Origin of the sequence: Bacillus sp. MRMR6, assembly GCF_001940785.1 — a bacterium.
Classification (GTDB): Bacteria; Bacillota; Bacilli; order Bacillales; family Cytobacillaceae; genus Neobacillus.
Map to the genome: position 1 here is coordinate 358,641 of NZ_MSLS01000002.1, position 13,395 is coordinate 372,035.

The 13,395-nt window shown below is 38.2% G+C and carries 18 protein-coding genes; 17 read left to right on the plus strand and 1 reads right to left on the minus strand.

The annotated features are described in order from the left end of the window. The first annotated feature begins 41 nt into the window (after nt 1–41). The 10 genes from BTR25_RS04090 to BTR25_RS04135 all read left to right on the plus strand — a co-directional run bounded on the left by BTR25_RS04090 (nt 42) and on the right by BTR25_RS04135 (nt 7,866). Nucleotides 42–1,097 carry a hypothetical protein gene (locus BTR25_RS04090; RefSeq protein WP_075686383.1) on the plus strand — a complete coding sequence of 352 codons (1,056 nt, stop codon included), beginning with the start codon at nt 42–44 and terminating at the stop codon, nt 1,095–1,097. Nucleotides 1,098–1,111: 14 nt separating this feature from the next. After that, on the plus strand, nt 1,112–1,576 hold the full coding sequence (locus BTR25_RS04095) for a cytochrome c maturation protein CcmE (RefSeq protein ID WP_075686385.1): 465 nt from the start codon (nt 1,112–1,114) through the stop codon (nt 1,574–1,576). Nucleotides 1,577–1,591: 15 nt separating this feature from the next. Continuing rightward, entirely contained in the window at nt 1,592–3,574 is a 1,983-nt protein-coding gene (locus tag BTR25_RS04100) for a heme lyase CcmF/NrfE family subunit (protein WP_075686387.1), read from the plus strand. Between the two features lie 39 nt (nt 3,575–3,613). Beyond that, a complete protein-coding gene (locus tag BTR25_RS04105; RefSeq protein WP_075686388.1) occupies nt 3,614–3,991 on the plus strand; it encodes a hypothetical protein in 378 nt (125 codons plus the stop codon). Beyond that, complete coding sequence (locus tag BTR25_RS04110) at nt 3,988–4,983, plus strand: hypothetical protein (RefSeq protein ID WP_075686390.1); 996 nt, start codon at nt 3,988–3,990, stop codon at nt 4,981–4,983. Before BTR25_RS04105 ends, BTR25_RS04110 begins: the two co-directional genes overlap by 4 nt. A gap of 23 nt (nt 4,984–5,006) precedes the next feature. Then, a complete protein-coding gene (locus tag BTR25_RS04115; RefSeq protein ID WP_075686392.1) occupies nt 5,007–5,711 on the plus strand; it encodes an ABC transporter ATP-binding protein in 705 nt (234 codons plus the stop codon). After that, on the plus strand, nt 5,708–6,385 hold the full coding sequence (locus BTR25_RS04120) for a heme exporter protein CcmB (protein WP_075686393.1): 678 nt from the start codon (nt 5,708–5,710) through the stop codon (nt 6,383–6,385). Before BTR25_RS04115 ends, BTR25_RS04120 begins: the two co-directional genes overlap by 4 nt. 3 nt (nt 6,386–6,388) lie before the next feature. Beyond that, entirely contained in the window at nt 6,389–7,150 is a 762-nt protein-coding gene (locus BTR25_RS04125; RefSeq protein ID WP_083652231.1) for a cytochrome c biogenesis protein, read from the plus strand. Nucleotides 7,151–7,162: 12 nt separating this feature from the next. Further along, the gene (locus tag BTR25_RS04130; protein WP_075686395.1) at nt 7,163–7,288 is read left to right on the plus strand and encodes a CcmD family protein; all 126 of its coding nucleotides are present in this window, start codon (nt 7,163–7,165) and stop codon (nt 7,286–7,288) included. A 68-nt stretch (nt 7,289–7,356) separates the two neighbouring features. Then, the gene (locus tag BTR25_RS04135; RefSeq protein WP_075686397.1) at nt 7,357–7,866 is read left to right on the plus strand and encodes a TlpA family protein disulfide reductase; all 510 of its coding nucleotides are present in this window, start codon (nt 7,357–7,359) and stop codon (nt 7,864–7,866) included. Between the two features lie 46 nt (nt 7,867–7,912). On the opposite strand, the gene BTR25_RS04140 is transcribed toward BTR25_RS04135, so the two are convergent. Continuing rightward, nucleotides 7,913–8,584, minus strand: a complete 672-nt coding sequence (locus BTR25_RS04140; RefSeq protein WP_075686399.1) for an SIMPL domain-containing protein — start codon at nt 8,582–8,584, stop codon at nt 7,913–7,915. 220 nt (nt 8,585–8,804) lie between these two features. Between BTR25_RS04140 and spoIIIAA the strand changes: the two genes are divergently transcribed. Genes spoIIIAA through spoIIIAG form a run of 7 tightly spaced genes read left to right on the plus strand, consistent with a single transcriptional unit; the run spans nt 8,805 to nt 13,387 of the window. Continuing rightward, a complete protein-coding gene (gene spoIIIAA / locus BTR25_RS04145) occupies nt 8,805–9,728 on the plus strand; it encodes a stage III sporulation protein AA (protein ID WP_075686401.1) in 924 nt (307 codons plus the stop codon). Beyond that, nucleotides 9,729–10,244: a stage III sporulation protein SpoIIIAB gene (gene spoIIIAB, locus BTR25_RS04150; RefSeq protein ID WP_075686403.1), complete on the plus strand. Its 516-nt coding sequence runs from the start codon at nt 9,729–9,731 to the stop codon at nt 10,242–10,244. Nucleotides 10,245–10,255: 11 nt separating this feature from the next. Beyond that, nucleotides 10,256–10,459, plus strand: a complete 204-nt coding sequence (gene spoIIIAC, locus BTR25_RS04155) for a stage III sporulation protein AC (protein ID WP_007084610.1) — start codon at nt 10,256–10,258, stop codon at nt 10,457–10,459. A gap of 17 nt (nt 10,460–10,476) precedes the next feature. Beyond that, nucleotides 10,477–10,866, plus strand: coding sequence for a stage III sporulation protein AD (spoIIIAD, locus tag BTR25_RS04160; protein WP_175596697.1), 390 nt, complete (start codon nt 10,477–10,479; stop codon nt 10,864–10,866). Between the two features lie 37 nt (nt 10,867–10,903). Continuing rightward, on the plus strand, nt 10,904–12,103 hold the full coding sequence (gene spoIIIAE, locus BTR25_RS04165) for a stage III sporulation protein AE (RefSeq protein ID WP_075686407.1): 1,200 nt from the start codon (nt 10,904–10,906) through the stop codon (nt 12,101–12,103). An 11-nt stretch (nt 12,104–12,114) separates the two neighbouring features. Then, a complete protein-coding gene (gene spoIIIAF, locus BTR25_RS04170) occupies nt 12,115–12,744 on the plus strand; it encodes a stage III sporulation protein AF (protein WP_075686409.1) in 630 nt (209 codons plus the stop codon). Further along, nucleotides 12,737–13,387 carry a stage III sporulation protein AG gene (spoIIIAG, locus tag BTR25_RS04175; protein WP_075686411.1) on the plus strand — a complete coding sequence of 217 codons (651 nt, stop codon included), beginning with the start codon at nt 12,737–12,739 and terminating at the stop codon, nt 13,385–13,387. Before spoIIIAF ends, spoIIIAG begins: the two co-directional genes overlap by 8 nt. Nucleotides 13,388–13,395 lie beyond the last annotated feature (8 nt).

Sequence of the window (13,395 nt, forward strand, 5' to 3'; positions counted from 1 at the left end):
CGAATTTCACAAGTTCGTTTTCTAACTCAAGGAGGATTATTATGCTTAAGCGAAAATTGTTATCTCTATTTGTCATCACGTTAATTTTATCAAGTTTTATGATTTCAAAAGCAGATGCTGAATTTGTATTCAATGCGGAACAGTTTCCGTATTCAGAATTACAAATCCAAGTAATGCCTGAGTTTGATTATCCAGAGGAATGGCCGGAAAATACTCCCTCTCTATTAATTGGTAAGTATGGAACTTTTACAAATAGAAGCGGCCAAGATTTTGAAGGTACCATTGAAATCGCTGTTCCTACCAATGATAAGGGCTTTGAGGCATATTTAGTTGCAGAATTTCCAGATGAAAATAAACCAGAGGTACAGAGACCTTTCGAAGTGAATACTGAAAAGGGAGTAATTTCATGGAAACCATCAAAGGCAATTAAAAACGATGAATCTTACAGATTTGTGGTTGAATATTATACAGGTTCTATTGAAGTAAGGGATAATCGAAGCTTTACATATGAATTTAGCACCGCTGCTGATGTCGAAGCCTTGGATGTAATCTTTTACGCACCAATAAATGCGGAAGAAATCACGCTTGAACCAGAAGCACCTAATAAAACCAAAAGTGATTATGGAGAAGAACTTTTCTACTATCAATACAAAGAAGTGAAGGCTGGAGATAATTATAACTATTCCTTCTCTTATAAAAAGGAAGGTTTTGAATCAACTCTAGATGCAATTAATAAACAGCAGCCGCCAAAAGATGAAAACCACTCAGGTGTAAACGGGTCAACTGCAACAGAGCAACTTAACAATGGCGGTTCAAGTAATGCTGACAGACCAATTATTGGAATAGGCGGTGCTTCAGTAATTGGGATTGCTATCATCATTGCAGGTGTCTTTGTTTATCTGGGATTAAAGGGTAGAGCACAGACAGCTCCGCAAAGTTCATCAACACAGAAATCAAAGCAACAGCCGAAAAAACAGCCTGCACGTAAAGAAACAAAGGTTAATCACATAGAAGATAAAAAAGAACTGCGTAAAAAATTATTGACAGGAAAGATTGACCAAGAAACGTATGAAGAAGAAATGAAAAAACTAGTTTAATTGAGGTGTATGGGATGAAGAAGAACACAGTAGTGATGATCGGTGGTTTTATTATTGCCGGTGCCATTTTATTCTTATTAATGGCTGCTACACCAGGTTCAAGTGGTATTGAACTGAAAATGAAGGATCTACTAGCTAACCAGGAAAACCATAAAGATGATTTTGTAACAGTTGAGGGACTCTTAATAGAAGAATCTATTAAATGGGATGCAGATAATATTGAGCTAAGGTTTGACTTGAAAGACAACGAAGGAAACGTCATGCATGTGATTAATAATGGTACAAGACCTGATAACTTTACAGAGGGTGTTATTGTTATACTCCAAGGTTCACCTACAAAAAAGGATACATTTGTTGCTGAAACAGTTAAAACTAGATGTCCTTCCAAATACGAAGGAGAAGATATGAAGAATTATGATCCAGAAGCACATGAAAAATTATTAGATACTCCACCAACAGAAACTGATGACGCAAAATGATAAGAAGGTGACGAAATGTACTTATTTGCAAACACAACAATCTATCTAGGCTTAGCACTAGCAATTTATGCACTCCTCATTATCACTTTGGGGATCAGTACGAAGAATCAACGATTTGTTAATAGTGGTAAAGGTGCAATGATCGGAGTATTTGTCTCTGTAACAATGGCAATGCTGTCGATGTTTTACCTGCTGGCTACCTCACAATTTCAATATGAGTATGTAAATGATTATACAAGTAGTGAACTTCCAGTCATTTATAAACTAACTGCACTTTGGGCTGGTAACTCAGGTTCCTTGCTGCTTTGGACATTCTTCCTAGTCCTATATACAGTAATGATTGCCTTCTCTAGAAAAATGAGAGGAAATCCAATGGTTCCTTATATTTCTGCTATTTTACTAGGAAATATCGTTTTCTTCTTTTTAGTCCTAGGATTCGTAGCAAAGCCATTTACATTACTAGACCAAGTCCCTATTGAAGGACATGGATTAAATCCGATGCTGCAAAACCCAGGAATGATAATTCATCCAGTAACCCTCTATCTTGGTTATGTTGGTCTTGCTGTCCCATTTGCATTTGCGATGGCGGCCTTGATCTTGAAAAATATGGATGACTTCTGGATTAAGATGACTAGACGCTGGACGATTATTGCCTGGTTGTTCTTAAGCCTCGGTAATATCTTTGGCGGCCAATGGGCATACGTAGAGCTTGGCTGGGGAGGCTATTGGGCTTGGGATCCAGTTGAAAATGCATCCTTTATGCCTTGGTTAACAGCTACTGCCTTTCTACATTCCGTTATGATTCAGGAACGGAAAAATATGCTTAAGGTTTGGAATATCAGCTTAATTATTACTTCATACGCACTAACACTATTCGGTACTTTTTTAGTCCGAAGCGGAGTACTGACATCTGTTCATGCATTTGCAAATTCAAATCTAGGATTATACTTCTTAATTTTCATGGGGGTTGCTGTTATTGGTGGCCTATACGTGTTAATGAGCCGCTATAGCTTATTAAAAAGAAGTGCGGGAGAGTTTACTTCCTTTGTTTCAAAAGAAAGCAGCTTCTTAATTAATAATCTATTATTAGTTGGTTCAGCATTTGCGGTGTTTTGGGGAACTATTTTCCCTCTTGTATCTGAAGCGATTAAAGGCACAAAAGTAACGGTTGGTATTCCTTTCTTTAATTCAGTTCAAGCACCAATTCTATTATCGATGATGTTTGTGATGGCTGTTTGTCCGTTACTTGCTTGGCAAAAATCATCAGTTAAGAATTTAAAGAAAAACTTTTTCATTCCAGCAATTTTAGCGGTATTAGCAATGGGCCTGATGATTGTTCTGGGTATGCAGAAGGCTTGGGCAGTAATCGGATTTGGTGTAATCGTTCTGTTATTTATCACACACTATCTTGAGTTTTATCGTGGCGTCAAGGCTAGAAGAAAAATGACGAAGGAAAAGATTCCAGTAGCACTATATCGTTTAATGATCAAAAATCGTCGTCGATACGGCGGTTACATTGTCCACATTGGTATTGCCTTTATCGCAATGGGGATTATTGGATCACAAAACTATGATATCGAAACAATGAAAACTGTAAACTTAGGCGATTCGATTGAAGTAAAAGACTATCGTATTAATTATGAGCGTCTTGATCAAAAAAGAGAAGGTATCAATGACATTGTCTACGCTGAATTGACAGTCTTCAAAAATGGAAAACGTATTGGTACGATTCAACCTGAAAAAGTGTTTTATGGAAACTGGGAACAGCCTTCTTCTGAAGTAGGACTCATATCTACTTTAAGAGAAGACTTATATATAGTCCTAAGTGATTGGCAGCAAGATGGAAAGGCAACTTTTATTGTGAGAGTAAATCCAATGATTGCTTGGCTTTGGATTGGTTCCTTCATGATTGTTATTGGTTCTATTTTTGCAGTATGGAATGGAAAATATCAGAATGTGACTCCTAGATACACAGGAGTGCGCAAAGAGATTGCTTAATTAGTTGATTACGATTTTTATCTTTAGGATGTGAACATAATGCAAGAAATCTCTATCATATCAATGATTTTTACTTCTGCGTTGGTGCTGATCTGTCTATTCTTAGTTTTAGCTCCATTCTTCACTTGGGATTCTTATCTAAGCTTTGCTTCAAAAGCACAAGACGAAGCTTCAGTTAAGGAGTCACTATTAACAACATTGAACGAATTGGAATTCGAGTACAAAATGGATAAGATTGCTCATACGGATTACATGAAGTTGAAAAAGGAATATGAAGTGCAGGTTGCGCTGATTATTAAAGAAGAAGAAAACCAAATGAGCAACCAAAAAGTGGATCATGATTTACTGGCTGAAGTAGAAAGTGAAATTGAGGCTACAATGAAGAGCTATAAAAAGAAAAAGGGGGAAGGAAAGTGATCAAGAAAATCACAGTCTTCTTCCTTGGACTGATGCTGCTAACCCCCTTGAGTGGGATGGCAGCATCAGACTCAGCTATATCGGTTGATCTACACTATCTTGTTGTTAGTCCGGCAACAGACGGTTCCACCAATTTAATGAATATGGTTAACTACACGAACACCACTTCTGAAGAGTTTACTGGTAATGGTACAGGTGAAGCTGTTTTATCAGTAACAATTCCAGCAGGAGCAACAGGTTTTACTTTTTTAGATAACAAAATTGCTGCGGAACAAGTAGATAGTGGATTTATTACTAAAACCCCCGTACCAGCCAATCAGACACAGGTATTGCCTTATAGTTATCGGATGGAAAAAGGTGTAGATATTGTAATCACTACTGACTACCCTGTTCAAATGATGCAAATTCTCGTACCTGAAGGGATGGGAAGTATAGAATTTACAGATGTTCAAGCAACAAATCAAGGTCTATTTAAACTAGATGAACAGAGTTACTGGGGATATAGTGTGGAGGAGCTTGAAGCGGGCAAAAGCTTCACCATGAACTACGAAAAGGATAGACAGCAGGCATCAAGCGATGTTAAAGGCTCAGCCGGGCAAGGGGAGACAGTGAAATCAGGAAACGTTACCAAAACTGCGCCAGCCTTTCATAATCCTGGTCACTTAAGAATGTGGGCACAATCCCCGCTCCGCACTTGGGACCCACATGTTTTCCTAATTGTAATGGGTGCTATCATTATTGCCGGAATATCCTACTATACTTACTTTAGAGTAAAAGCTAGAGCAGAGGAAGAAAGACTTTTCGCCGACAAAGACGAAAAAGCGTTTAAGCACCTAATGAACAAGCAGAAAGCCATTATGGATAAAATACTAGAATTAGAAGAAAACTTCGGCGAAGGAAATATGTCTGAAGCTGATTATACCAACAAACTTAATGCCTATAAACAGCATTTAATGCAAGTGAAAATGAATTTACGAAACTTTGTAGAGTAACAGTCGGATGCGGAGGGCTACTAATGATTGAAATAAAAAAGTTAACAAAGCAAGCCGACAATAAATTAATACTTAAAGGTATCGACCTAAACGTAAACCCAGGAGAAACGGTCGCCATTCTTGGCCCTAACGGTGCTGGTAAAAGTACACTTTTAAAAGTTCTTGCGACCTTAATAAAGCCATCATCCGGCCTTGTGAAAATAAAAGGCCTGGATCTTAAGAAAGACCATATTGAAGTGAAAAAGCTGTTTGGATACCTTCCTCATTCTAGTTTGCTGTATGATCACTATACTCCACTTGAAAACCTTGTTTTCTTTGGGGATTTATATGGTGTAAAAGATGTAGAAAATAGAGCAAGAGAGCTAGTAAAAGAAGTAGGGCTTTCGTTTTTTATCAATGAGCCGGTAAAGAATTTTTCCCGCGGGATGATTCAAAGAATTGCGATTGCAAGAGCAATTATTCATGACCCGCAAATTATGCTGCTGGATGAACCACATACGGGTTTAGACCAGGGGGCTATATCGATTTTAAATAATGTTGTACTTACGATGAAGGAAAAGGGCTGTACTACCTTAATGGTCACACATGATTTTAAGCAGGCTGCTGAGATTTGTGATCGGATTATTATTGTGAAAAATGGCAAAATTGCTGAAGACTTTAAGTTAAAAGGTAAGGCATTAGGCTTTGTTACTGATAAGTATCAGCAACTAGTGGAGGGGGTTTCATGATGCTAAGAACAGCCCTCACCATTGCAAAAAAAGATTTATATTCAGAATTCAAAACAAAGCAAGTATTAGGAACAATGGTGATCTTTGCCGGCCTTGTGATATTAGTTCTAAGCTTTGCATTTGATCCAGCAAATAGTACTACTAGAGCGGTAATTCCTGGAGCAGTTTGGATTATTATCGTATTCTCTGGAATTTTAGGTTTAAATCGCTCGTTAATATCGGAGCAGCGAAACGATACGATGCATGGCTTATTGATTGCTCCTATGGAGGCATCAAGCATCTATTTAGGAAAGTTTCTCGCCAATTTTGCCATGATCATGATTGTAGAAATTGTCTCCATACCATTTCTGTTTCTATTATTTGATTTTAAAATTACTGGAAGCATTCCTTATTTTATCTTAGTTTTATTTATTGGCAGCTTTGGGTTTATTGCGATTGGGACATTTCTAGCTGCACTTGCCTCTAATTCAAAGAGCAGTGAGATGCTGTTACCACTTTTGCTCTTCCCAATCACAACTCCTGTCTTAATTGGTGTTACTCAAGCAACAAAAATTATCTTGACGAATATGGATCAGCTGCCAAGTGCAATTGCTTGGATGCAGATGGTAGCGGCGTATGATGTTATATTCTTTGTACTTTGCTTTTTACTAATCGAATATGTGCTGGAGGTTTAAGAGATGAGTATGAATCTCGAAAAAGAGCGAGCGGCCCTTCCTGTTATTGAATCTGCTCCCATTAAGAGCTCTTTGTTGACAAAAGTTTTATATGGCGGAACAGTTGTTTCGTTTCTAGCTGCTTTCTATTTTATATTTATGTATGCTGAGATTGAGAAGGTCATGGGTGTTGTTCAAAAGATTTTCTATATGCACGTCCCATCTGCTTGGGTAGCATTCTTAGCATTTTTTGTAACATTTATATTTAGTATTATGTTTTTAATTAAACGTAAAAGAATTTATGACACGTATGCTTATGTGTCTGCTGAAATCGGTGTAGTCTTCACGATTATTGTATTAACGACAGGACCAATTTGGGCACGCTCTTCATGGAATACATGGTGGGCATGGGAACCACGCTTAACAACAACCCTAATCCTTTTCTTCATTTACATGGCTTACTTAATGGTTCGTCAGATGGATGGTGTTTGGGAAAAGAAAGCTAGACTTGCAGCTGTATTTGGGATCATTGGCTTCGCTGACGTACCAATCGTATTTTTTGCGATTCGTTGGTGGCAGTCAAAATTCCATCCAGTCGTATTTGGTGAAGGAGCTTCACAATCTGGGGGAGGAATCTCAGATAATATGCTAGTAGCTTTACTAGTTACGATTACAGCTTTTACCTTCCTCTACGGATATCTTCTTCACAAAGGTGCATCGTTTGAGAATATGAGGATTAAGGTAAGCCATTATAAAGAAAAATTACGTGAGAGCTTAGAAAAATAGGAGGAATGTAAAATGGGATTCATGTATGCAGCATATTCAGTTGTTTGGGTAGTGATCTTTGGTTATTTATTAATTCTAGGAAAACGTCATAATGACCTGAGAAAAGAAATTGAGTTCTTGAAGCAATTAGAAAAGTAAAAAGTGTTATAGGCCTGTTTGAAGGAACAGGCCTATTCCTTAATACTCAGCGTACTGGAGGAAGCGGGATGAGCAGACGAGTTATTAACATTCTCGTGTTGTTGGTTTTAATAGGAATGTTTGGCTTTTTTGGCTATAGTTTAGCCAGCAAAGGTGACAATATAGGAGTTGGGGATCAAGCAGTAGATTTTGATATGTCTAACCTGGACGGCACCAATACGAAATTCTCTGATTTTGAAGGGGAAATGGTGATTATTAATTTCTTTGCCACCTGGTGTGCACCATGTGTAGATGAAGCGCCTGAGCTTGAAGCGTTCGTTGAAAATTATGGTGATGATTACAAATTAATTATGATCAATAGAGGAGAAACAAAAGCTAGAGTAAAGAAGATTATCGAGAAGTATCCAACTCCGGCTATTTACCTATTTGATCCGGATAATAAAGTTTCGAAGCAATATAACGTAACAGGCCAGCCTGAAACGATAATAATTGACCGTCAGGGAGTAGTAAGAGAGCATTACAATGGTCCGGTCAGTGCAAGGCAGCTATTTGAGATGGTTAAAAAACACGATAAGTAAAAAAGAAAAAGGATTGAACCACGTATAAAATGGTTCAATCCTTTTTTTAGATATTTTCATATTTAAACTCTGCGGTAATGTTTGCTCTTATCGTTAGCTGACCTGGTTCGATCTGAGTGGGGGTCATCCCTTTTGCGTAAGAAACCTGAACACTTTCAAATGGTCGGATCGAGCTGATGCTATTTTCTTCAATATGAATGGGTGTTGGTACTAGTGTGACCTGGAGCGTACCTGTAATCGTATTTGCCTTGACGATGGCATTTTGAATCGCTGCTGCCAATGCTTGCTGGTAATATAGCTCATTCTTGCTTGAAGTAAACACGATGTTAGAAACGTAGTTCACTCCATTTTGGACTGCAGTATCGACGACCTTTCCAATTAAGGTGAGGTCATTTAGCTTTACCTGGAAAATGTGAGAAATTTTGTACGCTCTAAAGGTTTGTTTTCCTTGGTCGAAGTCATATTCAGAGTCGATTCGATAATCAAAGGTTTGGATTTGTTGTTTGTCAACTCCAAGTGAAACTAGAGTATTAATGACCTTCTCTGCAATTGCTGCATTCTGCTGCTGTGCCGATAGTAATTCCTTACTCTCGGTAATGACACCTAAGTGTACCGACACTAAATCGGGTGGTACAGCCACTTCCCCCTCACCGGATACCTTTAATCTATTACTCTTCTGCTTCCTAACCTGGCTATCAATCGGGTAATAATGGTACACACCAGCATCCCTCCTTGTAATATCTTACCATAAAAATACGTTTGATTTGTGAAAGTATTCCTAGACATAAACAGAGGAAAACTACTTTTTTAGGTCGTTCCCTAGTAATAGAAAGATAGAATAAATCTGTATTTTGAAAGAATTGAAAGATTGAAAGTCATATTGCATTAAGATGGGCATACATTTTAATTAATGAGACAAGCAACAAGGAGGTAACACTGTGGAAACAATCCTTCCATTTTTGCCAAAAAAAATCGCCGAAATCATCAGCCAAATCCCTCCTAGCCAAAAAGATGAGTTAGAAGAAATACGAATTCGTATTAAACGTCCAATTGAAATAACGTTAAAAGGTTCACCAAAATTTTTATCGTACATTATTCAACCAGAGGATGCCTTCCACTTAATGAATAAAATTAGTCAATTCTCCATCTATACACTTGAAGAAGAATTAAAACGAGGGTATATAACCGTTTCTGGAGGTCATCGAATTGGACTTGCAGGTAAGGTGATTCTTGAAGAGGGAAAGGTTAAGGCAATAAGAGATATAGCATCATTTAATATCCGGATTGCAAGAGAGAAAATAGGGGCCTCTGAGTGGCTGATTCCCTTTATATTTAAGGGTGACTGGATGCACACAATGATTATTGGCCCCCCTCAAACAGGTAAGACCACTTTGCTGCGTGATATAGCAAGGATTATCTCATCAGGTGACAAAAGGAATGCATTCCCAGCTTATAAGGTAGGGATTGTTGATGAACGCTCCGAAATCGCGGGGTGTGTGAACGGAATACCGCAAATGTCCTTTGGACACCGCATAGATGTACTAGATGCATGTCCAAAAGCTGAGGGCATGATGATGATGATCAGGTCGATGAGTCCTGAAGTTTTAGTGGTCGATGAAATTGGCCGTGGTGAGGATGCTGAGGCGATTCAGGAAGCAGTCCACGCCGGAATAAAACTGATTATGACTACACATGGAGCTAGTTTCCAGGAGATTCGGAATAGGCCCACATTGAAAGAAATTATCGAACAAAATATATTCCAACGGTTCATTGTATTGAGCAGATCTTCAGGACCAGGGACAGTTACCGCTATCCTAGATGGGAACGGCAAAGAAATGAATCAAAAAGTGAGCGTGACCTAGATGGTGAAAGTGATCGGTGCAATTATTATTCTAATCGCTGCCACTTGGACAGGTTTTGAAGCCTCGAGAAACTTTAGTGAGCGTCCTAGACAACTCCGACAATTAAAATCAGCACTTCAGTCATTAGAAGCCGAAATTATGTATGGTCATACGCCTCTTCATGAAGCCGCAAGGAGATTATCTGCCCAATTACCGAGGCCGTTGTCACTTTTTTTTGAAGGGTTTGCCAAGAAGTTAACAGATACGGAAACAACTGTAAAGGACGCGTGGGAAGCCAGTTTAAAAGAGGTTTGGAAGCAGACAGCCTTTAAACAAGGGGAATATGAGATTATGAAGCAGTTTGGTGAAACCCTTGGTCGCCACGATCGCTTTTCCCAGCAAAAACAAATCATGCTGACGCTGTCCCACCTAGAAAGGGAAGAGGCTGATGCGATTGATAGACAAGCAAAATATGAAAAAATGGTTAAGAGTTTAGGATTTTTGTCAGGATTGTTATTGATTATTTTATTAATTTAGGGGGAAAAGCAATGGGTTTAGAAGTGGACATTATTTTTAAAATAGCTGGGGTGGGAATTGTCGTCGCATTTTTGCATACCGTTCTTGATCAGGTAGGAAAAAAAGAATATGCCCAGTGGGTCACGTTATTTGGGTTTATCTATATTCTGTTTCAAGTTGCCTCCATTGTTGATGACCTCTTTCAGAAAATTAAATCTGTCTTTTTGTTTCAATAAGAAAGGGGGGCTTTGCGATCGAGATCATAAAAATAGTTGGGGTCGCCCTCGTTGCCACTTTTCTTGCACTAATTATAAAAGAGCAAAAACCTAATTTTGCCTTTCTACTGATCGTGTTTGTTGGTTGTACTATTTTTCTGTTTTTAGTGGATAAAATTTATGAAATTATTCATATGCTTGAAAAGTTAGCTGTTAATGCCCAGGTAAATTTAGTCTATGTTGAAACCATATTAAAGATTATTGGGATTGCTTATATTGCTGAATTTGCCGCGCAAATTACAAAAGATGCAGGGCAGGGTGCAATAGCCTCAAAAATAGAATTAGCTGGGAAAATCTTAATACTTGCAATGGCGATCCCCATCTTAACCGTTATGATTGAAACGATTATCAAGCTTATTCCTAGCTAGAAAGGATATTATTTCCTTTAAAACAAGAGGTGAAAAAATGAAGCACAGGCTGCAGTTTATTCCCATTATCATTCTTTTATTTTTATTTGCCACTTCTTCTAGTGTACAAGCTACCGAAGGTGATTCTGACAAATCAACACCTCTTTCCCCACAGGAGCTGGTCGATGCCCAGCTGCAGACCTTAGATTTAACAGAATTAAGACAGTATTGGGAGGATATTCAGAGTAAATACGGCGGATTTCTTCCAGAAAGTCAAAAGGGAAGTCTTTATGATTTTGTAAAGGGTGAGCAGAAGTTCACTCTAAAGGAATGGGGAAGTGGGGTCCTGAAATTTTTGTTCCATGAATTTATTGCAAATGGAAAACTTCTAGGCTCCTTAATTCTGTTAACAATTTTTAGTATGTTTCTTCAATCCATCCAGAACGCATTTGAAAACAGCACAATTAGTAAAGTAGCATATGCGATTGTATACATGGTTCTCGTCATCTTAGCCCTAAATAGTTTTCATATTGTCATACAGTATACAAATGAGGCAATAGGTACAATGATTTCATTTGTCTTAGCATTAATACCGCTTCTCTTAGCTTTAATCGCTTCATCAGGAGGGATTATATCAGCTGCTTTCTTCCACCCCGTCATATTATTTTTAATGAACATCAGTGGTATTTTTATGCAGTATATTATTCTTCCGCTTCTGTTTTTAGCTACATTGTTAAGTATTGTTAGTACAATGTCAGATCAGTATAAAGTGACACAGCTAGCACAGTTACTTAGGAACTGGAGCATTGGTTTAATGGGGCTGTTCTTGACCATTTTTCTCGGCGTTATTTCTGTACAGGGAGCATCAGCAGCAATAACGGATGGAGTAGCCATTCGTACTGCAAAATTTGTAACAGGAAATTTCATCCCCGTTGTTGGAAGAATCTTTACAGATGCTGCTGATACCGTGGTTAGTGCCACTGGTTTATTAAAAAATACAATGGGTATTGCTGGAGTGGCGATCCTGTTAATTATCGTAGCTTTTCCGGCTTTTAAAATCTTGATGATCTCCTTTATCTATAAATTTGCTGCAGCGGTACTACAGCCATTAGGAGGAGGCCCAGTGATTAAATGCTTAGACATTATTAGTAAAAGTGTCATCTATGTATTTGCCGCATTGGGTATCGTATCTCTAATGTTCTTTTTAAGTATTACCGTGATTATTGCCGCAGGGAACTTGACGATGATGATGAGATAGGAGAGAGCATAATGAGTTTTTTAATAGAATGGGTTACAAATATCATTTTATTTATCCTGTTAGCAACTGTAATTGATATGCTGCTTCCGAACTCGAGTTTGCAGAAATATACAAAAATGGTTACGGGTCTGTTGTTGATTGCCATTATCCTAACGCCCATCTTTAAATTAATCTCTCAGGATTTTGAAACAACAATGGCCCAAATTCCACTATTTCAGGCACCTGGAGAAAAAAACATAGAAAATTTAATAGATTTAAAGAAAAAAGAAATACAAGCCTCTAACCATGCATATATTTTAGAAACGATGGCTGTCCAGTTGGAACAGGGAGTAGAAGAGGAGTTGATGGATCAATTTGGATTAGAGATTGAAAAATTAAATATTAATATCACAGATGATACAAATCAGACATTCCCTGATAACCTCCATAGCGTAACGGTTATACTCAAACATCCCGACAACGTAGTGAAGGCTGTCGAAGCAATTCAACCAGTAAGTATTAGTACTGGTACACCTCTTTCATCTGAAGGGTCAACAGAAGAATCAGGAAAAATCGCTGCATTTTTATCGCAAAAATGGAATGTATCTGAAGAAACCATTGAAGTCCAGGTTGAAGGGGGGATAACCAAAGAGGATGGATAATAATAAAGGACCATTGTCATGGCTAAAAAGGCTGCTAAACAACAATGAAGAATCCGATAAAAAGCCTGGTAAGTATCAATACCTGCTTCTAGTACTTTGTATCGGGGCAGCCTTTATGATTGTGGGTAACGTGTTATTTGCAAATAATACGAAGCCATTAGATAGCCCTGCCATAAAAAACATAGAAGATCAAACGGAAGATGTCCCGGCTTTTGGTTCGAAAAATAATTCTACTAATCAATCAATGGCTGATTATGAAGAGACATATGAGAAAGAGCTAAAAAAGGCTCTTGAAGAAATGCTGGGTGTTGATGATGTTACGGTAGTTGTAACGATTGATGCAACAGACAAAAAAGTTTTTGAGAAAAATAAGAATACAAAGACCCAAACAACAGAGGAATCTGACCGTGAAGGCGGACAAAGGAAAGTAGTCGATTCATCGAATGATGAACAGCTTGTTATCATTCGCGATGGGGAAAAAGAGGTTCCAATCGTTGTAGAAACAAAAAAACCGGAAATACGAGGTGTCCTAGTGGTTGCCCGCGGAGCTGAAAATATCCAGGTGAAAAAATGGATTGTGGAAGCTGTTACGAGGGCGCTGGGTGTACCAAGTCATCGCGTTGCCGTTACACCTAAAAAATAAAAGGGGGA

Bases quoted from the DNA above. Each gene is read 5' to 3' on its own strand.
- BTR25_RS04105 (WP_075686388.1), top strand. From the start codon at position 3,614: ATGCAAGAAATCTCTATCATATCAATGATTTTTACTTCTGCGTTGGTG.
- BTR25_RS04095 (WP_075686385.1), top strand. From the start codon at position 1,112: ATGAAGAAGAACACAGTAGTGATGATCGGTGGTTTTATTATTGCCGGT.
- BTR25_RS04125 (WP_083652231.1), top strand. From the start codon at position 6,389: ATGAGTATGAATCTCGAAAAAGAGCGAGCGGCCCTTCCTGTTATTGAA.
- BTR25_RS04120 (WP_075686393.1), top strand. From the start codon at position 5,708: ATGATGCTAAGAACAGCCCTCACCATTGCAAAAAAAGATTTATATTCA.
- BTR25_RS04135 (WP_075686397.1), top strand. From the start codon at position 7,357: ATGAGCAGACGAGTTATTAACATTCTCGTGTTGTTGGTTTTAATAGGA.
- spoIIIAC (WP_007084610.1), top strand. From the start codon at position 10,256: ATGGGTTTAGAAGTGGACATTATTTTTAAAATAGCTGGGGTGGGAATT.
- spoIIIAE (WP_075686407.1), top strand. From the start codon at position 10,904: ATGAAGCACAGGCTGCAGTTTATTCCCATTATCATTCTTTTATTTTTA.
- BTR25_RS04100 (WP_075686387.1), top strand. From the start codon at position 1,592: ATGTACTTATTTGCAAACACAACAATCTATCTAGGCTTAGCACTAGCA.
- BTR25_RS04130 (WP_075686395.1), top strand. From the start codon at position 7,163: ATGGGATTCATGTATGCAGCATATTCAGTTGTTTGGGTAGTGATCTTT.
- spoIIIAB (WP_075686403.1), top strand. From the start codon at position 9,729: ATGGTGAAAGTGATCGGTGCAATTATTATTCTAATCGCTGCCACTTGG.
- BTR25_RS04090 (WP_075686383.1), top strand. From the start codon at position 42: ATGCTTAAGCGAAAATTGTTATCTCTATTTGTCATCACGTTAATTTTA.
- spoIIIAG (WP_075686411.1), top strand. From the start codon at position 12,737: ATGGATAATAATAAAGGACCATTGTCATGGCTAAAAAGGCTGCTAAAC.
- spoIIIAF (WP_075686409.1), top strand. From the start codon at position 12,115: ATGAGTTTTTTAATAGAATGGGTTACAAATATCATTTTATTTATCCTG.
- BTR25_RS04115 (WP_075686392.1), top strand. From the start codon at position 5,007: ATGATTGAAATAAAAAAGTTAACAAAGCAAGCCGACAATAAATTAATA.